General features: G+C 42.0%; 19 protein-coding genes. 1 reads left to right on the forward strand and 18 read right to left on the reverse strand.

Annotation, left to right across the window (positions count from 1 at the left end; genetic code table 11):
* Window positions 1-31: 31 nt before the first annotated feature.
* The 7 genes from CDO33_RS09545 to CDO33_RS09575 all read right to left on the reverse strand — a co-directional run bounded on the left by CDO33_RS09545 (window position 32) and on the right by CDO33_RS09575 (window position 10,270).
* Window positions 32-676, reverse strand: coding sequence for a glycerol-3-phosphate acyltransferase (locus tag CDO33_RS09545; protein WP_103103151.1), 645 nt, complete (start codon window positions 674-676; stop codon window positions 32-34).
* Window positions 661-1,788, reverse strand: a complete 1,128-nt coding sequence (locus tag CDO33_RS09550) for an MGDG synthase family glycosyltransferase (RefSeq protein WP_103081262.1) — start codon at window positions 1,786-1,788, stop codon at window positions 661-663. Before CDO33_RS09550 ends, CDO33_RS09545 begins: the two co-directional genes overlap by 16 nt.
* Window positions 1,789-2,036: 248 nt before the next feature.
* Window positions 2,037-4,331 carry a single-stranded-DNA-specific exonuclease RecJ gene (recJ, locus tag CDO33_RS09555; protein WP_103081263.1) on the reverse strand — a complete coding sequence of 765 codons (2,295 nt, stop codon included), beginning with the start codon at window positions 4,329-4,331 and terminating at the stop codon, window positions 2,037-2,039.
* Window positions 4,332-4,336: 5 nt separating this feature from the next.
* The gene (locus CDO33_RS09560) at window positions 4,337-5,161 is read right to left on the reverse strand and encodes a PD-(D/E)XK nuclease family protein (RefSeq protein WP_103081264.1); all 825 of its coding nucleotides are present in this window, start codon (window positions 5,159-5,161) and stop codon (window positions 4,337-4,339) included.
* A complete protein-coding gene (locus tag CDO33_RS09565) occupies window positions 5,146-7,398 on the reverse strand; it encodes an ATP-dependent helicase (RefSeq protein WP_103081265.1) in 2,253 nt (750 codons plus the stop codon). Before CDO33_RS09565 ends, CDO33_RS09560 begins: the two co-directional genes overlap by 16 nt.
* Window positions 7,399-7,667: 269 nt before the next feature.
* A complete protein-coding gene (locus tag CDO33_RS09570) occupies window positions 7,668-8,126 on the reverse strand; it encodes a hypothetical protein (RefSeq protein ID WP_103081266.1) in 459 nt (152 codons plus the stop codon).
* 74 nt (window positions 8,127-8,200) lie between these two features.
* Window positions 8,201-10,270 carry a UvrD-helicase domain-containing protein gene (locus CDO33_RS09575; RefSeq protein WP_242973884.1) on the reverse strand — a complete coding sequence of 690 codons (2,070 nt, stop codon included), beginning with the start codon at window positions 10,268-10,270 and terminating at the stop codon, window positions 8,201-8,203.
* Window positions 10,271-10,468: 198 nt separating this feature from the next.
* Between CDO33_RS09575 and CDO33_RS09580 the strand changes: the two genes are divergently transcribed.
* Window positions 10,469-11,305 carry an AraC family transcriptional regulator gene (locus CDO33_RS09580; RefSeq protein WP_161496485.1) on the forward strand — a complete coding sequence of 279 codons (837 nt, stop codon included), beginning with the start codon at window positions 10,469-10,471 and terminating at the stop codon, window positions 11,303-11,305.
* Window positions 11,306-11,310: 5 nt separating this feature from the next.
* On the opposite strand, the gene CDO33_RS09585 is transcribed toward CDO33_RS09580, so the two are convergent.
* The 11 genes from CDO33_RS09585 to larE all read right to left on the reverse strand — a co-directional run bounded on the left by CDO33_RS09585 (window position 11,311) and on the right by larE (window position 23,279).
* On the reverse strand, window positions 11,311-11,565 hold the full coding sequence (locus CDO33_RS09585; protein WP_103081282.1) for a TIGR03905 family TSCPD domain-containing protein: 255 nt from the start codon (window positions 11,563-11,565) through the stop codon (window positions 11,311-11,313).
* 278 nt (window positions 11,566-11,843) lie between these two features.
* The gene (locus CDO33_RS09590; RefSeq protein WP_103081268.1) at window positions 11,844-13,160 is read right to left on the reverse strand and encodes a LysM peptidoglycan-binding domain-containing protein; all 1,317 of its coding nucleotides are present in this window, start codon (window positions 13,158-13,160) and stop codon (window positions 11,844-11,846) included.
* 199 nt (window positions 13,161-13,359) lie between these two features.
* Entirely contained in the window at window positions 13,360-15,693 is a 2,334-nt protein-coding gene (locus tag CDO33_RS09595) for a YcdB/YcdC domain-containing protein (RefSeq protein WP_103081269.1), read from the reverse strand.
* 193 nt (window positions 15,694-15,886) lie between these two features.
* A complete protein-coding gene (locus CDO33_RS09600) occupies window positions 15,887-16,624 on the reverse strand; it encodes a DUF554 domain-containing protein (protein ID WP_338053255.1) in 738 nt (245 codons plus the stop codon).
* A gap of 349 nt (window positions 16,625-16,973) precedes the next feature.
* Window positions 16,974-17,687, reverse strand: coding sequence for a zinc dependent phospholipase C family protein (locus CDO33_RS09605; protein ID WP_103081271.1), 714 nt, complete (start codon window positions 17,685-17,687; stop codon window positions 16,974-16,976).
* 204 nt (window positions 17,688-17,891) lie between these two features.
* The gene (cysK, locus tag CDO33_RS09610; protein WP_103081272.1) at window positions 17,892-18,827 is read right to left on the reverse strand and encodes a cysteine synthase A; all 936 of its coding nucleotides are present in this window, start codon (window positions 18,825-18,827) and stop codon (window positions 17,892-17,894) included.
* Between the two features lie 194 nt (window positions 18,828-19,021).
* The gene (locus tag CDO33_RS20820; RefSeq protein ID WP_161496486.1) at window positions 19,022-19,177 is read right to left on the reverse strand and encodes a hypothetical protein; all 156 of its coding nucleotides are present in this window, start codon (window positions 19,175-19,177) and stop codon (window positions 19,022-19,024) included.
* Window positions 19,178-19,537: 360 nt separating this feature from the next.
* Window positions 19,538-20,344, reverse strand: coding sequence for a MetQ/NlpA family ABC transporter substrate-binding protein (locus CDO33_RS09615; RefSeq protein ID WP_103081273.1), 807 nt, complete (start codon window positions 20,342-20,344; stop codon window positions 19,538-19,540).
* A gap of 347 nt (window positions 20,345-20,691) precedes the next feature.
* Window positions 20,692-21,375, reverse strand: coding sequence for a methionine ABC transporter permease (locus tag CDO33_RS09620; RefSeq protein WP_103081274.1), 684 nt, complete (start codon window positions 21,373-21,375; stop codon window positions 20,692-20,694).
* On the reverse strand, window positions 21,365-22,387 hold the full coding sequence (locus tag CDO33_RS09625; protein ID WP_103081275.1) for a methionine ABC transporter ATP-binding protein: 1,023 nt from the start codon (window positions 22,385-22,387) through the stop codon (window positions 21,365-21,367). Before CDO33_RS09625 ends, CDO33_RS09620 begins: the two co-directional genes overlap by 11 nt.
* 64 nt (window positions 22,388-22,451) lie before the next feature.
* Window positions 22,452-23,279 (reverse strand): ATP-dependent sacrificial sulfur transferase LarE, encoded by an 828-nt coding sequence (gene larE, locus CDO33_RS09630; RefSeq protein WP_103081276.1) that lies wholly within the window; start codon window positions 23,277-23,279, stop codon window positions 22,452-22,454.
* Window positions 23,280-23,708 lie beyond the last annotated feature (429 nt).

Genomic DNA, 23,708 nt, shown 5'->3' on the forward strand with positions numbered 1-23,708 from the left:
TCCTTTATTTTATGTGAACTTTTCATCGGCACTAAATATGTCTTACCTTGACTTTTCCTTCATCGAAGATGATGTGTAAATTCCATATAGAAACGACAATATCACCTTTGTTGGGATTTTTTAAAATCTTATAGGATACGATGAGACAGATTAAAGTGACGGCTATTTTCACTTCATAAAGAGGTTCATAGTATAGCACCGCAGCATTTGCACTGATAAGGCTCACTGTCACCATGGCGGAATCAGGCTTGATGACAATCAGTGTCTTGAAAAGGACCATCAAAGCTGCAATAAAGAAAACCGCCCTGCTTATGCCAAGAATGCCCAGCAGAGAACCGTAAAGCGTTGAAACAGCTTTGCCGCCCTTAAAACCCATAAAGGGTGAAAAAGCATGTCCGGCTGACGGTGCGGCTATAACCGGAACAAGGTATAACCCCGAAATGTTCAAATAGTTTATCGATATATATATCGGTATAAATGCTTTTAATATATCGAGGAACATACACAGCAAACCTATATGCACTCCGGCGGATTTAATGGCATTGGTACTGCCCGGATTGCCGTCTTCGGTGTTTTCCCTTATGTCGATGCCCAAAAACCATTTGGGAATAAAATATGAAAACATCAAGGAACCTGCAAAAAAGCCTATAATAGTCATTGTTATACAGCTTTGCACATCTGCCTACCTCCTGCTTTTTCAGATAATTTGATAATCAGCTTGGCAATATCCCTGTCCGCATCCCTGTTTATGTACTTTTCCTGAGCTTCTATCATTTTTTTGCGTTTCCTCATGTCAAACACGAGCTCTATGGCTTTTTCCACTGCGCTTTCCGGAGTTTTTGCATATTCCGCCACCCCTATGGAGGACAGGAAATCGGCATTTCTTTCTTCTCCCCCGGGTATCGGGCATGTCAGAACTACAGGCAGCCTTTTGGACAACGCTTCGGTAGACGAAAGGCCACCCGGCTTTGTCAGCAGAACATCGGTAGCATCCATCAGTATGTCAATATTATCTATGAATTGAAAGGGAATAATGTTACTGATTCCTGTGAAACTTTTGAAAAGCTTTTCATTATTTCCGCACACAGCAACCACCTGAGCCTTCGGCATCTTCCTTGCCAGAAGTGTGGAGAGCTCCCGTATATATCCATACCCCATGCTGCCTCCCATTACGGTAAATACCTTGTCGGCAGTGATTCCAAATAAACGCCGGGCCTCAGCCTTATCGTGAGTTTTCTTAAAGCAGGAATTTACGGGTATTCCAAGAGGATAAAGCTTCTCCCGGGGAATTCCTTTATAAGCAAACTCATCAATGAGCTGAGGTGCAGGGATCACATAGGCATCCAGCCTCGTTTCCTCCCAGAAAGGACTGCAGGTATAATCCGTCAAAATACCGACAGAAGGAGTAGAAAGCTCATGCTTTTCATAAAGCCTGGTTATGGCTTGAGCGCTGAAAATATGGGGACATATGATTATCTGCGGCTCCGTGCTTTTGATTTTATCCAAAAGCTTTCCGGAATAAATGGAATTCAAGTAGTATATGGGTGAATGGCGTTTGCTTGAGCTTACAAGCTCACCTGCGCGATAAAGCATTCCGAAAAGCGCAGGCATATGCAAAACGATGTTATCATATAAAGCAGATACCGGAGCTGACACGTTTCTTTTTCCTGACTTCAGGACATCGGATACTATCGCTTCCCAGCCTTCATTCTCCAGGCAACTGGCTATGGCCATGGAAGCTGAATTATGACCCTGCCCTGTTTTGGTTGACAAAATCAGAGCCTTCATAGTTAACCTCACTTCCCCCGGCGGTGCAAAGTTAAAGGCATGTAAATTCTCGTTATATCCGCTATATCTAACTTTAACAAGTATATTATCAATATTATGAATGTATGCTGCTCTTTTACAAGCTTTAGCTTCATATTAACTTATGTTTTATTCTATGTCAATATTGTGTCAATATTATGAAAAGCTGTAAAGTTTCAAGAAAGCTCAAAATTGAATCACTGTTTCCAATATCGGCTGAATATGAACCGCTATTTTAAGTACTGGCCGAAGGATTTTACATCCAGCTTCATCAAAAACTGTTGATAAGCGTTCTTTTCCATCAACGCATTTTTTATGTTTTTCTCAACAGCAATATTATTCGCAGTAGAACGTTCTTTCACTCCATATATATATATTTCGTCCTCGCTGTTTTCCAGGAACTCCACCGGCGCTATGGTCCTTAGGTATTTCAATGCTGCCCTCATTATATTGTCCTCGACACAAAGCATTAGAGCCAGTTGTTCCAAGCTCGATCTCCCACCCTGCTTGTTTATGATATGCTTAACCAAGCCCATCAGGTTGGTCATGAACCCTTTGAAGGTATAATCCTGAGTGACGGCAAAGCTTAGCACCACCTTTCTGGGTCTGGCAAGGGCTATAACCTCCCGGAAGACCGAAGCGTTTACCGGGGTTGACAAAAACACCAGGGTTTCAACCTTTTTGGACGTTCTCAGGTCATACCTGTCGACAGTGTTATCCACCGGGCATTTTAGCCTTAAACCTTCATAAAAAAATACAGCTTCTTCAAAATCCTTCAGCAGGGTTTTTATATCCATTCCCCTTCCGTCTATGAACTCACCTTCAAATACAGCTTCCGGAGTGCCTTCCACCGGCAGGAGATGACTTATCGTAAGCTGGATTTCATCATTCCCCCTGTAGGTATTCCTGCCTATTTTATATACTATGTCGAAGAGCTTTCCACTTAAATCTTCATCCTCTCCAAACCATTTAACCGCAGGAAGCCTGTTGCCGTGACCGTCCGCCAAAACCATTATATGGTGCCTTTTAGCAGTTTTTCTATCGCTGGCGACAGTCGCACCCCTTGTTATAAAGCAGGGAGCTTCAAAGCCTTCCCCATAGGGTCCTGCTTTTAATATCCTGCCATACAGCTCTTCATCGATATTATCCAGGGTCAGCTCCATATCTGCGTTCACTTTTATCTCATCTTTTATGAAGTATTCTCTTTCCGCCAACTCCTCTATTTCCCGGGTGAATTCCTCCAGATCCTCCCTCTTTAATGATAGCCCGGCTGCCTGGGAATGGCCTCCGAATTTCAAGAGCTTGCTGCTGCAGGCTTTAATAAGCTCATAGATGTTGACTTCCTCAGTGGAACGGGCGGACCCTGTAACAGTCGTTCCATCCTCTTTCAATGAGAACAGTATGGCAGGCTTACGATAAGTTTCGCACACTTTTCCCGCAGCGATGCCTATTATCCCATGGTGCCAGAATTCGCTGAAAAGAACCAGTATGCTCTTGTTCTTCTTTCTGTTTTCCACCTGCTCTATGGCCTCGTCAACCATCTCCTGCTGAATCCTTTTCCTTTCCCTGTTGAGATGGTCAATCTTGAGGGCCATCTCCATAGCTTTTTGGGCATCACTGCAAAGAAGCAGCTCAACGGGCAAACGGGCGGACTCCATCCTACCGGCAGCGTTTATCCTGGGTGCCAACTGGAAGGCCACATCCTCTTCCGATTGCAGCTTGCTGTCTTTCTCAGCGATTTCAAGCAGCGCCTTAAGTCCCGTTCTTTTGGTGCCAAACAGCTTGGGCAAGGCCTTTTTCAGCAGATAACGGTTCTCACCGTTTAAGCTCACCACATCGGCAATCAGCGACATGGCAAGTAAATCCAGAAAAGCTTCTGCTTTTTCACTCTCTCCATATTGCTCCAAAAGGGCAAGGGCAAGAAAATATGCCATACCGCATCCCGACAGATTCCTCGCTTTATGGCCTTCTCCGAGAAGCTTCGGATTCAGTATGACGTCAGCCTCGGGAAGGACATCGGGATTGTGGTGATCGGTAATAACAACATCCATCCCCAGGTCTTTTGCTGTCTTTATTTCGTTAATATTTGAAATACCGCAGTCACAGGTGATGATGAGGCTTACTCCGTCCTTTGCCATAGACCGGATGACATCTTCATTCATTCCATATCCTTCAGTGAAGCGGTCCGGCACATGATAGATGACGGAGCTTGAATACCAGGTAAGGCATTGCACCAAAAGAGCGGTGCTGGTTACTCCATCCACATCATAGTCTCCGTATACAGCAATCTTTTCTCCTGTTTCGATAGCCTTTGCGATTCTTGCCACAGCCTTGTCCATGCGGGGGAATTCCTCCGGCTGTACAGGCGTATACAAATCTTCGCAGAGCATCTGCCTTATGGTATCCGGGTCTTTATAGCCCCGGTTGAAGAAAATCCTCGCTATAAGTTCGTCCCCGTCGGCAGCTTCAATGATTTCATCAGGTATATGTGTATTTTCATTGAGTATGTTGACATCTATTTTCATATAACTCAGTACACCTCTTCTGCCCTTTCCCAGTCCAGCTCAAGCATAATATCCTCGTCCTCCTGCATGGCTGAGAAATCCACCCTCTCATTGTTGCAAAACCAGTTAAATTCACAAACCCTGCAGTGTTTGGAGTACATATCCTTGTCAAAGCTGTTGAAATCATAGTTAAGTATGTTTCTTATCTTTTCCCTTATTATATTGCCAAAATGCTCATGCAGTGCATCGCTGTACTTTATCTCAGCCAGAGTCATGGCCGGTTCCGGCTGCCAATAGTGCATGCTTATATTTGAAGCTTTTATTTCTTCTCCTGCCACCAGCCTTGATTGCTCTTTCAAGGCATACATATAAACCATGGTTTGCAGGCTGCTCCTAAGTTTCTTTCCTATTGCTGCGGCACTCACCTTTCCCCTGCCCCCATGGGTCTTCCAATCCCATATCTCGATATGATCATGCTTTACAATCAGAAGGTCAAAATTCGCTTCCAGCTTCATCTCCCCTGAAGACATCCTCAGCTTGTATTCAGGAAGGTATTTGAATTCCGGATTTATATTGAATCTTTTCATGAGGCTTTCCATCCATCTTGAAAGCTCCGGGTATTTTTCCAGAGCCTCTACGGGAGCAGTTTCAATGCCCATAAAATATCTATAGGCCAATAGATGAAAGTTATTGCCTGCCTCGATACTCTTTCTTGTCGCCTCATCGGGAAAGCTGTCCCACTTAAGATTTTCCAGATATCTTTTCTTAAATTTCAAAGGACAGTTATCAAAGGTGGCAAGGGAATGCTGGGTATAAAGGAAATGGTCGGCAAGTCTCAAATCCCTGTCCATTTTGCGCCCACCTCCTCAATATGCTTTTTAATATCCAAAAGATATTTTGACGGCAGGTTTTCATTCCATTTTCCTTGATTGGCATGAAAACCTGAGAGGTAAAGATACTCCCTGGCTCTGGTTATTCCTACATATAGCAGACGGGCTCTTTCTGATATAGTCTCTATTTTTGACTTCAGTATTGAGTCCTCCCCGGTACCGGCCCCAAGGATTTTTTCCAGATCGGCCTTTACCAAGGCCTGGGGATTTTTATATTCCTGCTTCAGGAACCAGTATTCTCCGACAAACTTATCGGTAAGATAAACAGGGAAATCAGCGTAATTAAGCCCTGTAAGGAACACTATATCCCATTCCATCCCTTTTGACTTGTGATAGGTGGCTACGGTCACCACACCGGGTTTTGGCTCGTATCCCTTAAGCTCCCATACAATGCCGGCGAAAAAGTTGAACATGTTCTTGGGGCTCAAAAGCTCCAACGCCAGATCGCTGAGCCTCCATCTCGGGTTCTGGTTCATGAGATACCTTACATCCCCGGCGACCTTCTGGGCTATGGCCCTTTCCTCCCTGCCAAAGTTCAGCTTTTCCGATATATACAATATCAGCTTTTCCACCACTGTCGTGGGAAACTCCAAAAACCCTCTCACTGTCTCCAGCTTATCAGTAAAGTCCCTCCATATCTTTGATTTGAGGAGCTCCGGCGGTATTTCCCGTATGTCTATTTCCCCAGCTGCCGGATACAGCAGCTTTTCCACCGGATATTTTCTCAGGAATGCCGTGAGCATCTCCCTCTGGCTTTCCTTGCCGTGCATGTCCGGGTTAAATTCCGATTCCGGCATCTCATCTTCATATTTATCACGGAGGAAGCATTCATTCATCATGGCACCAAACTTCTCTCCGTTTTCCGGCTCTGCAATAAAATCTATGATCCTGCCCAGAACCTTGATGGTCCTGTTCCTTTCGTCCGAAGTGTTGTCCAGCTGCTCAAAGGGTATGTTCTTATCTTCCAGGCAGCGCACTATATCCCTCATCTTGTAGGAGTTGGGAACCAGCACTGATATCGTCTTGTCCGGGTGCCTCTTAACCATGCGGATCACTTCCGTGACCACCGAATTTACTTCCTCATCCCATGAACCGTATATCTGCGCCTTTATTCCGTATTCAGTGGTGACGGGGTTTTGCCTTTCATCATGGGGGTCCACCGGCTCAATAAACTGAGGAAGAAGGCTCTCCCTGCATTCAGGAACCGGATGCTCTTCTCTCACAAGCTTAACAAAATAGTTGGCCAGATCGATTATCTCCCTTGTGTTCCTGCTGGACTGGGTTATCCTGTAAACGACAGTTTCCGGCTTTTCACAAAAGCTTTTGAACAGGGTGAAGTCACTGTTGCTGAAGCTGCCGCAAATGGCCTGGTTGCTGTCTCCCACCCTCAAAAGGTTTCCATCGGCTATCAGTGTAAGTATTTCACTCTGGATGAGGTTTGAATCCTGGGCTTCATCCTCACAGACAAAGGTGAACTTTTTGCGATACTTTTCAAGAAGGCTGCTGTCCATGGTAAGCAGCTCCTTCGCATTGTAAAGCATATCGTCAAAATCCAGAAATCCGCTCATCTTTAGCTTTTTATCATAAATGGCATATATATCGGCCGCATGTTTCAAAAGGGAAGTCTCCGGAAGCTTCCTGCAGCTTTCCCTGGCCTGCAGCGGCTTCATGCCATGGCTTTTAAAGTCGCCTATAGCCCCCAGCACTACTCCGCAAAGTCTGTCATTCCATTTTTTGTAATTTTCTGAGAGCTTGTTGGCGCTCAGGTTGGATTCTTCCAAATAATATCTGAATATATCTTCATTTTTTCTTCTCCATTCATCCACCGCACTGCTTATAAGATGAAATTTGGTGACCTCATCTATGATTTCAAATTCTTCATTAGTGCTAATTAAATCCGGCTTTTCCTTTACAATTTTAAGGCACAGGCTGTGTATCGTGGATACTACATAATCCTTATTTCCCGATATACCCCTTCTTGCCAGCTCTTTTGCTATCCTCTGCCGGAAATTGTTTACCGCGCTGTTCATATATGTAACAATAAGTATTTTTCCCGGTTTATGCAGCCCCTGAGCTATCATTTCCGCAGCCCAGATGGAAAGGCAGTGGGTTTTACCGCCGCCGGGAATGGCCGGAACCGCGCAAAATCCGCCTCGATATTGTTCGACCAGCTCTTTTTGACCCTTTCGTAATCCCATTACTTTCCTCCGATAATGATTTGTCCACACAGCTTATATTATACCATTTTAGGGAAAGGCGTGGTAATTTCTTTGGTAAATATCAAGGGCGGAGAAAATCCGCCCTTATTGAAACAAAAGAGAGGTTCTTTACTGAATTGGTTGAAAATTATACGATAAATTGTTAAATTTCAGTGTTAGTCTGATTTGTTGCTCTAAAATAGGATATTTTCAACCAACAGAGGTCAGAACCAAAGAGTTATATTATTATCATGCTTGGCTGAAATATACTAATAGCATGCGAAGAACTGTATTTCATCCAGGTCCACACCAAAGTATACCCATCTGCGTCCGGTCCATCTCCAGCCTGCCACCGAACGTCTGCCGACGAATACTAAAAACGCCCAGAACTGCTGTCCGTTTCTAAGCCACAGATAAACAAATCTGAAACGGCATGGAATAATAGCTCCAGGGTCCACGGCAAATACTCCTACTCCTGTACCCGGTGCTGCCAGCGATTGGGCCTGGGCGACAGAAGGTGTAAAGCTTGGCGGTGGCCCTGATGGCGGCTGAAAACCTTGACCTGCCTGGCCGGGAGGCATGAAACCGCCTGGCACGCCGGGTTGGAATCCCGGTATAAACTGGCCTGGTCCAAACTGTCCCAGCCCTTGTCCAAAGGGAGGGCCAAACTGCTGTCCGAAGGGAGGAAACTGTCCTTCTATTTGGCGGTCGTCGTCATATGGAATCATACTAACACTCTCCTTTATCAGCATTCATATTTACATATTATGCTTTTAAGAGTGTTTGAGTTACCATAATTACTCTACTGAAGCATTTCATCCAGATATTCCGACAGCATGCCGTTGTTTTCATATCCGTTGGCCGATAGATTTGATTCAAAGGTATATAGCCTGTCACTGCAGCGTCTTAGCAACGCCCGCATTATTATGGCAAGATAATGCCTTTGATAGGATTCTTCCATTTCTTCCGTGTAAATTTTGCCGGTGTCCCAGGTTTTTGTAAGGACATGGGCATTGGTCAGCTCTTTTATGCTCCTAGGCGTCCAGTTCTCACTGCTTATGCCGCTTAGGATTATTATCCTGCTTTTTAAGGTGCTGGACAGATAAGCTATGGGCGTGGACAATATCACCGAGTCTCCGTTAAGAGTTTCTTCCAGTTCAAAAATGCTCTCCGCCGCTTTTATACCTCCCCTTATCATGTCCAGGAAGCCTTTGTTCGCATTCATGTTGCTGAACCTGGAAACCGTGTCAACAAAGGTCTGGGCGCTGTCTATAAGCTTCTTTGCCTGCAGGATGTCATCATCGGAAATCTCCCTGGAAATGAGAATTTCAAGAAAAACCTTCTGAAAGAACTCATTAATCGGAAGAGGATTTTCCCTTTCCTTGTACTCCTTTATCCAGTTGCGTATGTACTCGTATTTTTCCAGGTTATAATAGCCTATCCTCTCCACCAGACCCGGAAACTCAACATCGGGCAGCTCTGCAAATGGCCTCTGGCTGCATATTTCTCCTGCCAGGATGGAGCTTCGCACAGGATCGATTTTTAGCAGCATCCTTATCAAAGCTTTTACATCATCCCGGTTGGGAAAAATATTATATCCCGGATGGCATAAATGGGCCAGGGTGATAAGAGCCTGGGAAAAGGGGTTATCCACCACCCGGTTTTTACGCGTCAGATTTTTAAGCTGAATTCCCTCTTTCTCCAGCATTCTTCCTATGACAAACTCAGTCACCGGGTCCGCATAGGTCGAAATCACAGCAATATCCGAAGGCTTGTACCCTTCATTTTTTATCAGGCTGCATATTTTCTGTCCGATATTTTCCAACATCTCACTTCTCAGCTCCACCGGGGCTTCCCGGATGATTACCGAATCATCCTTTAGCTTTGCACCCTGGGAGTGTTCTATATTGTTATACAACATGTCGGAAAATTCATACATAAATTCCTTGCAGGTATAAGACCCTTCCAGGTCAATAATGCTGCATTTGTCCAGCAGCTTTTTCTTCATATATTCATGGTTTCCTCCGAATATTTCCCCATAACCGCATTCATGATTGTAGCCAAGCAGGCATGTTTTTAGGTTGGGCAGGAGGTACTCTATAAAGTCAACTTCCGTAGGCACACATTCTTCTATATTGTCAACTATTATGTGCTCCACCCTTTTAAACAGATGGGCTTTATATTCCTCATCCTTTAAAAGGCAGTTATTATATAGGTCTACTGCCATTCCAAAATCGAGGATTCCCAGTTCCAGGCATTTCTTTCTGTATGCGCTGATTATCTCATCAGCCTCACTAAAAATTTGCTTTTTTATGTCATTTTTCTGCTCCAGTGCATTATAAAGCCTGCTGCCGATTTCATAATAAGGAATATCGGAAGTGGCCGCCTTAACCAGATTGGATGTAAGATCTATGGCTATCCGGTCGGTAAAGGAAGTTAGTCCGGCAAAAATGCCTTTGGCATCCCGGCGGGGTTCTATAGCCTTGGATACAAGGTACTGTGCCGTCTCAAAGGTCATAAATACAGGCTGAATGCTTTTATTTGCTATCTCGCCGCAGTTTTTTAAAACAATCGGATAAAAGGTCTTTATTTCTCCCTGGATGAAGCCATAATAAGAAGTTCTCCATATGCTTCCTGACGAACCAAGGACTGTTTTCGACCTCCATTCCAATGACTGCATCCTGTTAAGAAGCAGTATCAGTATTTTTTCACTGGGTATGCCCAGCTTTTCCACCATGTATTTATATCTTTCCAGCAGTATCGTAGATTTTCCCGATCCGGTAGGTCCTCTGAGTATGATTTTGGATTTATCCCCCGGAGCTTCAATGGCTCTTAGCGCCTGTTTACTGAACGTGATGGCATATCCCTCCAATTTTATACTAGTAATATTATACCTGTGAAAATTAATGCATGCAATGACGGCCTGCTTTTTCTAAGGTATTCTAAGGCCAAGAGATTTGCCTGCCTCCGGATGCAAGTAAATTGCATATTGAACCTACTTATTTGAAAAGATGGCACAATGTTTTATATTGAGTTATAATAATGGGTAAAATCCGTTATGAGGTGTATTATGAGTAAAACCATTTTTCCTTTAATTACTGAAGAAGAGAAAAAACTACCCTTTTTCGTAACCAGTGTAGGTATCTCTGAAAATCAGGATCATATGGTGAGGCCTTCCGGGTGCGGGGATTACCATTGGTTGCATTGTGTCAAGGGTTCAGGCATGCTGAAAATAGATGGCGGTGAGCATCTGATATCTGAAAACACAGGTTTTTTCTTTTATCCCCGTATACCCCATGAGTATTATCCCCTGGAAGAACCCTGGGAAACCCACTGGCTGACTTTTAACGGTTATGCGGTGCATGAGCTTATGGAGCTTCTTAAACTTACAGATTGGGAAGTGTTCAGCCTGTCCGATATTCAGGCTGTAGAAAATCTCATGGAAGGCATTTATGTTTCACTGCAGTCGTCAAAAGCGGTAAAAGGATTTGAAACCTCAGTTTTGCTTTATAAGTTTCTTATCGAAGTAAAAAATCATATAGATCCTGTCAATTCCACGAATAAATATCCAAAATACAATCAACTGCAGCCTGTTATATCCTATATGGAGCAAAATTACAGCAAGGATATCACTTTAAAGGAATTATCGGAACTCATAGATATAACCCCATACCACTTATGCCGCATTTTTAAGCAAACCTTTAATATGCGCCCTTTTACATATCTCACCAGACTTAGGGTCCAGAAGGCAAAGGAAATGATGCTCGAATCCGTACATGAACCTATACGGGAAATAGGAAAAAGAGCGGGTTACAACGACGCCAGCTACTTTTGCTCCATTTTTAAAGAGCATGAAGGCTTGACACCTTCCGAATTCCGGAGGATGCACGGAAACGGGCAGGGTTAGTCATTCTATGTCCCTGCCTTTGCTTCATAAGCCTTTTCCAGGGCTTTTGCCAGCTGATCTGGGCAGGATGTCCCTTTTCCCCTGCAGTCTATGCCTTTTAACCTCTTTATAACCTCGGAAACCGGCATTCCCTCCACCAGTTTTCCGATTCCCTGAAGGCTGCCCCGGCATCCTTCCTTAAATTCTACACTTTTTACTATTCCGTCTTCTATGCTGAAAGTTATTTTTCTTGAGCAAACCAGTTCCGTATCATATGAAATTCTGTCCAATTGTAAATATCCCCTTTACATAAGAATTTTTCTTTACAATATCATTAAAATCATATCATCAAAGTTTTTACATTATTCCTATGCATCATCCTTTATCACCGGAATTCTTGGGTTCAAGCGCATCCGAATTCAGCTGGATCGGCATCTGCAGCAAATTCGCAAACCTAAAAAGAAACCAACTCCTTAAAGCCTGAGGCTATGCCAGGATACTTAAATTGCAACAATAGCAATTATAGCTTAAATACTCCTTTTAGATGGGATAAAGCCTGTTAATCTTCTGGTATTATCAGCTTTTGCCCCACCATGAGCTTGTTGGGATCAGTCAACCCGTTTGCTTCCATTATCAAGGTGTATTTCTCTATATCATTGTAATACTTTTTGCTTATCCCTTGCAGGGTGTCTCCCGGTTCAACTATATGCACAACAGGTTCAGCACCTTCGTTTTCACCAGAAGAAGCATCACCTTCTGCATCCGCTTCGCCTCCGCTCTGATCCTCTCCAATCTCATCGCTCTGCTGGTCCTGGCTGTCGCCGTTTTTACCGCCGGATTTGGAATCTGTCGGGTCCAAAGTGCTGGTCTGTCCCGTGGGAATGTCGTTTTTGCTTTGATGTTTTCCCGGCCACAGTTCATTATACAGGTAATATAAAGAAACTGCAACCACTATGCAAGTGATCAATGCCACAATAGTGCCGGTAAAACCGGAACTTTTGCGTTTTCCCTTATCCTCGTAAAAATCTTCTTCTGATTCTGTATTCCTTTCTACATTTATTTCAAAATCCTCTTCCGGACTATTTACCAATTCCACCTTAACTATCATTACGGATATTCCATCGGAAAGCTCCATGTTTATAGCTTTTTTGACCAGCATATTGGCCATATAGTCCGTATCGGCATCCTTTGAAAGCACTTCAGAAATCGCTTGCTCATCCATAGCTTTGACTATATTATCACTGCATATCAGGAATATGTCTCCCTCTTTTAAATGGAAGGTGTTGGACTTTTGTACTCCTGCCATGCTGTTGCCTGAAATGCCATCCATTTTGGATGAAAGGGATTTAGCCTGCTCTTTGGATATGATTCCTGCTCTCAACAATCTTTCAATTTTGCTGTTTTCACCTGAAAGCTGGTTTAAACGCCCGTCCCTCATCAAATAGATCCTGCTGCTTCCGCTGCTTACAGCCGCTGCCATTCCGCCGTCCATCAGGAGCCCCGCGAAACTGTAAGGCTTGTCCCTGTGTTCAGGATTATTTATAGACATGCTGTATATAATATTATTTATTTCATTTACGCAATCGGACATCTGCTCCAGCTTTCCGTCTATATCACCGCCCCAGGTAGATATCCTGCTTTGAAATTTTTTCAGTTCCCTTACCATCGAGACCGGCGTTTTCATTTCCGGACTGCTTCTGTCCATTCCAAAGGTCAGCCCGAATAAATGAAGTTCGGAGCTTCTTTCAACTGAAACCTGAATTTTATCCTGTTCATATTCCTGTTTATATCTTCCGTCTATATAAAAATTATCATTATTGCTTTCAGAATCGGAAATTGAAACAACAGAAACTCCCACTTTGATGAGATTATCCATAAAAAGCTAACCCCCCGCAACATCAGATTTTATGGTAACAACAAACAGGCATCCTTAATACTGGCTATATACATCATATCATACGCCTTTGCCCAGTTCAATTAAAATTGCAATTTATGCCATAAAGGATAATTTCTTGTCAATAATTGGAAAGGTGCCGCAGTATTAGCTCTACGGCACCTTTCATCAAAGTGTTTCTTTACTTTATGAAGCTAAGTGCTTTGTATAAAGCTTGCGCTGCTTCAGCATAAGTAACCTTGTCGTCTCCCTTGAAAACTTCTCCTTCTTTGACAGGCAGTATGCCCAATACGGAGCAGATGGCTGCATACCCTGTTTTATCTTTGCTAATTTCAATATTTTCGGGCAGCTTGAAAATTTCATCTTTCTTTGCTATATCTCCGTATCCTATCAGGTTTGTAAGCAATTCTATAAATTCCACCTTGGTTATTTCTTCCTTGCCGTTAAACTTATCACCGCTGGGAACGATAATTTTATCAATTACGGCACTCTCCACATAGACGAAGTACGGATCGTCCACAGTGACATCTTTAAAAGTCATAGATTTATTGTCTGTGGCTACTGTATAGTAGTAACTTATACCCTTGGCCAGAGCTAACATTTTTACTGCATCTTGCCTTGTAACATTCTCATCATACTTGAAATCCTGCTTTCTCAAAATTCCTTGAGATATGAGAAGCTCTACGCTCCTCTGAGCCCAGTGAGGTCCGAGAGCTTTTATGCTGGACAAGGGTGTAATCCTCTCATCATAAGCTGACCAATCCACAAGCTCGCCTGTTAATGCATCAATTTCATAATATCCATAAAGATTATCCTTATTGTAGAAGTTGTACACAAGCTTCGCCGTATCGCCAACCTTCTGTTTACCGTTTTCATCATAGGTTATGCTAACAAAGTATCTAAGTTTTGCTGTCATATTTTCAAAATACTTTTCTGCTGCTTCCTCTAGCGGAATTACATCCTTAACCTTAGGGAATTCCACATCACTCCATGTAAAGTTGAAGTTGGTCAGATTTCCTGTTGTACGGTCAATACCTACATAAATATTGTTGCTTCCAAACTCAATGCCGTTTACAACCCTTACATAGTTATAGCTGTATTCCTTCATGTACTTCTTGGCTTCTTCATTCAGCTCAGGAGCTTTAAGGTTTCTATCGGAATAAAATCCATACTGGGACGGTACCAGCTTTTTGATAACTTCAGCAGCTTTTTCTTTACCTTGCTCCCAGCTCACATTCTCAACGATTTCTTCAGCCTTTTTTCCTTCCTTAAGCATAATATCGTAGGAATAATCATAGCTGCCGGTGTTAAGGTTTAAAACATGACCCGTGTTGGCATTTATGCTCAAGTTCAAATATGTTTGTTTATATTCTTCATTCCTATACCAGTTGAAATTCCATATTTTTTCCGAGCCATTCAAGTAGTAATATCCATTTCCGGAATTATTTTCATCGAATTTTACCCCAAGGATTTCCTCTACAGCCTTTTTATATCCCTCTGCGATCTTCTTGACTTCCTCGTCATTAACAGCTTTGCTCTTTGGTTCTTTTGCATTAGGATCCATTGGAACCAGATCAGCATCTGACAGCCCGGTCTCAACTGCTTTGCTGTCAATCACTGTCCCGTCATAATTCATTTCTTTTCCTGTAACCGCATCCATCATGTACATGCTGGACACAGGTGTGTAAGCCAGGATTACCTTTTGCTTTGCAGGACCAAAAATGCTCTGCTTGTAATTTAATGAGTAGCGCAGTTTGAAATCTACTGTTTTCCTGTATTCCTTCAGAGCTTCCTCTACCGTTTTCAAGTTCTTAGGAGTCTGGAATTTTATGCTGTCCAAATCAAAACGGTTGATGCTGAAGCTGGTAACCTTACCTTCCGTGCCATCCACTCCAATATTTATGCTGTAGTTCGGGAAAATTACATTGTTGATTTTTCTTGCAAAATCAAAGTAATATGTTATTCTCTCCTTTACTCCACTGGTGCGATAGCTGCTGTACAGATAAGGATCATCTTCGTTTTGAAGCTCAAAATTCTTTATATCTTCCTTCAATACTTCTTTTATATATTTTTCTGCCACAGCTTTTGCTTCATCGCGGGTAAACTTTGCAACAAAAGCACTGTTATTGCCATAAGACTCCCAAGCGTTAAAGGACACAATATCTCCTGTATTGGCATCAACAGCCACACTTACGCTTCCTGACAAGCCTTCTTTTTTACTGAACTCTACGCTCCATATCGTGATGCCGCTGCCCCAATATGGGGATAGAGAAACATACCCCTGACTATAAAGATCAGGGTCATCAAGCATTTTCTCTGCGATTTTCACAGCCTGATCCTTTTTTATTTTTACGTCGCTTTCCTTAATAGCTTCTTCCGGCATAATTTCTCCGGCAGCTATCTTAAGCATAATCTCTTCCTTGGTGAGATCCCCTGCAAAAACGGTATTGCTGAAAACCAAGGACGCAATCAACAGAAAAACAAGGGATAAAGATGCGATTTTTTTAAGGCTCATTAGTTATACCTCCTAATCAATATTTTAAATCTGCTATAGGATAAATTTTCCACAGATTATCATTGTTTTAGACGAGAAATGTATCCAAAAGGTTCCAAGTAAAACAAAAGAATTTTTATTTTTGATTCAATTTTTTTGCAAAATTGATATTATTGTTATAAAAGACTAAGCACAGGCTTGAGGTTCTACTCCCCTATATTGAGCTTAACAAAGTGCAAACCACATAATAGACAAGGGGCATGAAAATCGAGGGAAGCAAATTTCCCACCTTGATTTTCTTTATATCCAACATGTTTATTCCAATGCCCATAATCAAAACACTTCCCACTATGGACATCTGGGTGATTACAGCTTCCGTAAGCCATGGTTTTATTATCCCCGCCAGCAAAGTAATACTGCCCTGGTAAATAAGCACGGGCAACGCGGAAAAGGCCACCCCTATTCCCATTGTAGTCGTAAAAATTATGGCAGTAACGCCATCTAAAATGGATTTGGCGAAGAGAGTACCTGCATCTCCCATCAATCCGTCTTCCAAAGAGCCAACTATAGCCATGGCTCCAACACAGTACACCAGGGTCGCAGTAACAAAACCCTGGGCAAAGCTGCCTCCGCTGCCGGCAACTTTTCTTTGAAACCACTCACCTAGCTTGTCCAGCTTTTGTTCGATGCTTAGAGCTTCTCCTGTCAGTCCGCCTGCAACAAGGCTCAGTATCATGACCATTATGTACCGGCTTTTTATTCCTCCGTTTTCTGCAACATAAAAAATACCCTCCAATGTGCCGGAGATACCAATCATAACTACAGAAAGACTTATAGCCTGCATAACCGTATTTTTAAATCTCTCGGAAAGCCCGTTTCTGGCAAAGACGCCCAGGGCACTTCCGGCAATTATTGCAGCCACATTGGCAATAGTTCCTATACCAATCATCATTAAACCCCCTATCATTTCATTCTGCATGTATGCGAGCAAAGCATTTCCTTACAAGCCAATGGATGAAAAATGCTGTTATAAATTGCTCATTACAAGCATTATAGCAACAAGTTGAATACTTTTCCATACAAAAAAGGAGAAAGAAACCTTTCCCCTTTAAATACCCTGTTTTAATAAAACACCCTGTAAGTCTGATTATTCCAGCTGTTGGATTGGATTTTGACTAATCATTTTTTATCTTACGGTTGCTTTGATTGTTACAATTAAGAGTTCTTTTACTAAACATCATCCTGGTAAAATGCATCTTTATACACATGGATTCCTCTGTTGAATTTAATTAAAATCATCTTTATACATGCCTTCGTGATATCTCCTTGTAAAAATTCAGGAGACAGCCTGCCGTGGTTTTTTGAGCGAGCGGCAGAGTGAACTTGGCTATGGTGTAATATTTTCTGTTATTATCTTTAATATTTTTCAGTTTCCTGTAGATTTTTACCGCAGTGCGGGCATTGCAGTGGATATAATCCTCTATGCTGCCCATATTATAATATCCGCCCCTATAGGCTGCATATCGCGATGAATACAGATAGGTTTTCCTTATGAATGCCTCATATTGATGATGGCTGGCCAGAAGCCGGATGCTGGCGTGCTGCGGTATGGTCATGTCCTGGACTATATGCACCGCAGCCCCAAGATAGAAAATGGCCTTTTCCGTATCCATGGCATTCCAATACCGAAGGGCATTTTCATAATATTCGCTTGCCAGCTTCACCGCATTGCTGCTTCCATAAAGTCCTCTTTTCCTGCTGGGGTCAAAAAAATGGTTTATGCTTTTGAAATCCTGATCTGCCCATACAACTCCGGCATTCAACTCCGCCATGTGATCGTAAAAAAAGTAATATGCATCTTTATATCCGTCATTTTTCAATATATCCACCGCCCGGCGGTTTATATATTTATGTATGCCGGCTTCCACACGAACTATCCGCTTTTTGATGGGATTTATAAAAGCCAGCAGATATTTATATATCTTACCATAAGTTCGCTCTAATCTTCCGGCCATGTCCACTCCTCTTTCCGGTACAATCGCCTATATTTAATCTCTTAATCATAAAATCATAAAATCATAAAATCATAAAATCATAAAATCATATCCAGCAGTTGATAATTCATAAAACAATTCATAAACAAAAAAGTAAAGAGTATTCAAACTCTTTACTTTAATATGCCAAATTTCATTAAATTAAATTCATTTCTGCGATAATTCTTATTCTTCCTGGAACAGAACCGTCGACAGATATCTTTCACCGGTGTCGGGAAGGACAACCACTATAGTTTTTCCTGCATTCTCAGGCCTCTTGGCGATTTGTGTTGCTGCGTACAAAGCAGCGCCGGAAGATATTCCAACCAGCAATCCCTCGGCTTTTGCAACCTTTCTTGAGGTTTCCATTGCTTCCTCATTCTTTACCTTGAATATTTCATCAATTATCTTGGTATTGAATATTGCAGGAACAAAACCTGCTCCGATACCCTGTATCTTATGCGGTCCCGGCTTACCTCCGGACAAAACCGGCGAATCATTAGGTTCTACAGCGACGATTTTAACATTGGGATTTCTCTGCTTCAATACTTCCCCAACCCCTGTTACAGTTCCGCCTGTTCCTACTCCTCCAACAAATATATCCACTTTGCCGTCGGTATCCCTCCAGATTTCTTCTGCGGTAGTCCTTCTGTGAATTTCAGGGTTGGCTGGGTTTTCAAACTGCTGGGGAATAAACGAATTTGGTATCTCCTTTGCCAGCTCCTTGGCTTTTTCTATAGCGCCCTTCATGCCTGCCGCTCCCGGAGTAAGCACCAGCTCTGCACCCAGAGCTTTTAACAGATTTCTTCTTTCAATGCTCATCGTATCCGGCATTGTGAGTATCAGCCTGTATCCTTTGGATGCCGATACAAAAGCCAGAGCTATACCGGTATTTCCACTGGTAGGTTCGATTATAACGGTTCCCTCTTTTATCAGCCCTCTTTCTTCCGCATCCTTTATCATTGCATATCCGATCCTGTCTTTAACGCTTCCTGCTGGGTTAAAATATTCTAGTTTTGCAATAAGCCGGGCTTCTATGTTGTTTTGCTTGTTATAGTTTGACAGTTCTAACAGTGGAGTATTGCCTATCAGATCCGTTAACTTCTTTGCTATCTTAGCCATAATGCTACCTCCAATTTATATCTTACTATTCTTATCGGTTTTTATGGTTTTATTTTATATTTATTATTCAAAATTGTCAATAGCTACTAAAAAATTATTTTTATAACCTGTTTCATGCATACCCTGAAAGTAAAACAAAATCCCGGATGGTTTCCCAAGGATTTTGTTTTCTTACTATTCATATCTTTTTATCATTAGTTCCTTTTCTTTCCTTCCTCTTTTGCATATCTTTCCATTATAGCTTCCAGCTCTTTCTCCGCATTGGATTTGTCCCTCATTTCATTTCTTCTGAAAGGAAAAGTGTTGAGCATTTGAGTGCTTATTCTATTGATAAAATTGGCAAACCTCATATTGCATACCTCCTGATGCCTTTCCTCTCTTTTAGCGTCATGTCATGCTTTTCATTCATGTTTTGCATTGCTTTGATAATTTGAAAACCCCTATGCTTTCTATAGCAAATAACACAAGCTTTTTAGCGACATCCTTATTATTAAACTAAAAACTTTATATATACACTATAGTGTTTTCGTTTTAAATGACCGATAATTTTATCCATTGTGAGGAATAATTCCACCCACAGTTCTTTTTGAATTATGGCGTCCTGCAAATCAGCCTTGATGTTACAAAAAAAACTATCCAGGGAGTATTGCTTCCCGGGATAGTTTTTTTTGACTACTTGATGATTTGGAGCAAATATTTCTATTTATATATTAGAATGCAGGAATAGTTGAATCCCCGAAATTTTCTTTAAGGAATTTCCTTACAGTTTCGGAATTAAGAGCTTTTGCCAGCTCCTTTATTGCCGGATCATCTTTGTTATCAGGCCTTACTACAAGTACATTGGGGAATGGGGAATCCTTGTCCTCCATGAATATTGAATCCTTAATGGGATCGAGGCCGCCATCCAAAGCATAGTTGGTGTTTATAACAGCCAGATCCACATCCGGCAGGACTCTTGGGAGCTGTGCAGCTTCCAGTTCTTTGAACTGGAGATTTTTCGGATTTTCAACGATATCCTTTGGTGTCTGGATAAGTTCATCCTCATCCTTCAGTTTGATGAGGCCCTGCTTTTGGAGCAATATAAGTGCCCTTCCTTCATTTGTCGGATCGTTAGGTATAGCTACAATGGCTCCGTCTTGCAGTTCATCCACCGACTTTATCTTTTCGGAATAAGCGCCCATCGGCTCTATATGGACTTCTGCGGCAACCACCAGCTCCATATTGTTTTCCTTTGCAAAGTTCTCCATGTAAGGCGTGTGCTGAAAGAAGTTGGCATCCAGCTGCTTATCATTAAGCGCTGTGTTTGGTGTGACATAATCAGTCATTTCCTTTATCTCCAGCTCAATACCCTTCTCCTCAAGAATCGGTTGGATTTCTTTAAGAATAAGTGCATGGGGAGTAGGACTGGCACCTACCACCAGCTTGGTTTTCTTCCCTGAATTTCCGGAAGTGCAACCAGAAAAGGCAAATACAGAAATTGCCATAATAATCGACAAAGCAACTAATATTTTCTTCATACAATTCACTCCTTTAATTTTAGTTTAATAATCTGGGCACCCTTAACTACAGCCCTGAAATTTATATTTAAATTTGGCAAAATTGCCATTATTAAATATCATGACAAATTATCAATGCTGCTTTTTCTCTACACACTTATGTAATAATAATTCTAAGCAAAGGCATATCATCCCATATATGTATTTATCTGGTGATGTTTGTTGAAATAACAAATACTCATCAAGATGCAACAACATATGCCGACTCATATCTGCAAACCTTTGCAGATTATGATATTGGCAGTTCTATGCAAGCACCGGTTTGTATTGGTTTGAATTGCTGATATAAACATTTTTGAGATGTGTCCTCATCTCTTGTCAAATTTCTTTGAAAGTGCGTTGCCTGCGGCTTGGATAATTTGAACCAATATAATAAGTACAATTATGGTCGCAACCAATACATCATTCTGAAACCTCTGATAGCCATATCTTACGGCTACATCCCCCAGGCCTCCTGCGCCAATAGCTCCGGCCATGGCTGAATATCCCAGTATGCTTATAACCGTGGTGGTTATGTCCAATATCAGCGATGGCATGGCTTCCGGTATCATAACCTTGAATATCACCTGGGGTATGGTGGCACCTACCGACAGGGAGGCTTCTATTACACCCCAATCAACTTCCCTTAAGGATGACTCTATTATCCTGGCGACAAAAGGTGCAGCGGCTATGGAAAGCGGTACAATTGCAGCCGTTGAGCCGATTGTAGTTCCGACAATCAACCTTGAAAGGGGAAACAATGCTATTATCAGTATTATAAAGGGTATGGAGCGGGTGATATTGACAATGGAGCCCAATATATTGTTTAAACGGGGTTTTTCCCATATATGCCCCGTATCTGTTATTACAAGTATCACACCCAGGATAAAACCCAGTATTACCGAAAAAAGTGTTGAGAAAAAGACCATATAAAGAGTTTCCCCAATGGCTGGCAATATCAAGTCCAGCAAATATTCAGCATATTCCCATAATTGTTCACTATCAGATGACATTTTCCGTCAGCACCTCAATTCTCACGTTATTCTCAGTCAGATAATTTTCTGCTGCAATTATGCTCTCCCTGTCACCGGAAAGCTTTATAAGCAGGATCCCCACCTGGGTATTTTGTATATTTTCTATATTTCCGGCTATTATGTTGGCATCTATGTTGAATTTCTTGACCATTTGGGAAATTACAGGTTCACCGGTAATGCTTCCTACGAAAGATGCCCTTAATATTTCGTCTCCATGGGAATCTCTGTCCGAAAGGATTCCGTCAGGAAGTTCAGCCATCATATCCTTCAAAAACTTTTTAGAAGTCAGCGTCCTGGGATTGGAAAAAACATCTATCACCGAACCGTATTCCACTATTATACCGTTTTCCATGACGGCTACCTTGTCGCAGAGCTTTTTTATTACATTCATCTCATGGGTGATAACCACGATGGTTATGCCAAACTGTTGATTAATGTTCTTTAAAAGCTTCAATATGGAATCGGTGGTGGTAGGGTCCAGTGCTGATGTGGCTTCATCTGACAGGATAATGTCCGGATTGTTGGCCAGGGATCTGGCTATTCCCACCCTTTGCTTCTGACCTCCGGACAGCTGGGCCGGATAGACATTCCTTTTTTCCGTCAATTCCACCACTTCCAGCAAATGATCCACTCTTTTTTTTATTTCTGATTCCGGTATTTTGGATATTCTCAATGGGAAGGCTATGTTATCGTAAACCGTCGAATTCATAAGGAGGTTAAAGTGTTGGAAGATCATCCCTATCTTTTTCCTTACCTCTCGCAGCTCGGCGGATTTAAGCTTCGTCACGTCCTTGCCGTTTACGACAACCTCTCCCGAATCAGGCACTTCAAGCATGTTTATACACCTGACGAGGGAAGATTTGCCAGCTCCGCTCAGGCCTATTATGCCAAATATCTCTCCGTCGCTGATGGTAAGATTTATATTATTCAGAGCGTTTACTCTGCCATTCTGAGTATTGTAACTTTTACTCAGATTTCTTATCTCTATCAACCCACTTCAACCCCTTTTATCCAATATGTATATCTGAACTATAAGACTTTTATCCACTTTGCATCTACTTCCCGCTATCAGACTTTATGTCTAAGGTTTCATTCATGCTTCCTGTTCTGTAGCCTTTAAGGTCAAGGGCAGTATATCTGAACCCTATCTTTTTGAATTCCTCATAGACCTTATCCATAAGTTCCCCGTTATAGAATTTTTCCCGCTCGCTTCTGGATACCTCAATCCTTGCTATATCACCATGATGGCGAACTCTAACCTGCTTAAATCCCAGATCCAGCAAGAATTGCTCTGCCTTATCCACCATTTCCAGCTTCTCTTTTGTTATCTCCTGGCCATAAGGGAACCTTGATGAAAGACAAGCAAAGGAAGGTTTGTCCCAGGTAGGCAGATTCATTTCCTTTGAAAGCTTCCTTATTTCCTCTTTGGTCAGCATGGCTTCTTTAAGAGGGCTTACAACCCCCAGTTCTTTGATAGCCTGCATACCGGGTCTGTAGTCTCCAAGGTCATCATAATTGGAACCGTCCAACACATATTTTATGTTGTTCTGCTTGGCTATTTCCCATATCTTGGTAAACAGTTCGTTCTTACAGAAGTAGCACCTGTTCACGGGATTTTCCTTAAAACCTTCAATCTCCAGCTCTTCCGATGAAATTACTATGTGCCTTACCCCCAGTTCCTTTGCGAAGGCTACGGCTTCCTTGAATTCCCTTTCCGGATAAGTGGACGAGGTGGCTGTGACGGCCACGGCATTATCCCCCAATACGTCATAAGCTGTTTTCAATAGAAAGGTGCTATCGACACCTCCGGAAAATGCTACCGCAACACTGCCCATGTTTTTCAGATTCTCTTTCAATTTTTCAAATTTATCATAAACCTGCATTATATACACCCCTTAAAATTATCGGTTTTCCCTGTTTTTAATCTTTTCACAGCTATTATCAGTTTTTTGAAAATTAATTGGTATTCTTTCTTACATGATATTCATATGTAATTCCAACTATACCTATATGTTTAATATAATAAAATGCATCTCCCTCTCTGTCAATAATGTTCCTATAAATATTTCTATCTATTATACAATAAACATTGGGTATTGTTAATGCTTTATATCAAATTAAAAAGAGAGAAATCTATCATAATGACAAAGTTTAATTGAAAAAGTTATTTCCACCCCAAATTCATAGACAGTGGAATTTAGTTTTGCAAATCGCTAGAAATGAGAAAGGTGGAAGTTACTTTTGCAAAGATCACACTGTTCCTATTTTCTTGTGAAAGCTGGAATATTGTCTCTCAAAAAGCTATGATATAT

The sequence above is a fragment of the Clostridium thermosuccinogenes genome (genome assembly GCF_002896855.1).
Classification (GTDB): Bacteria; Bacillota; Clostridia; order Acetivibrionales; family DSM-5807; genus Pseudoclostridium; species Pseudoclostridium thermosuccinogenes.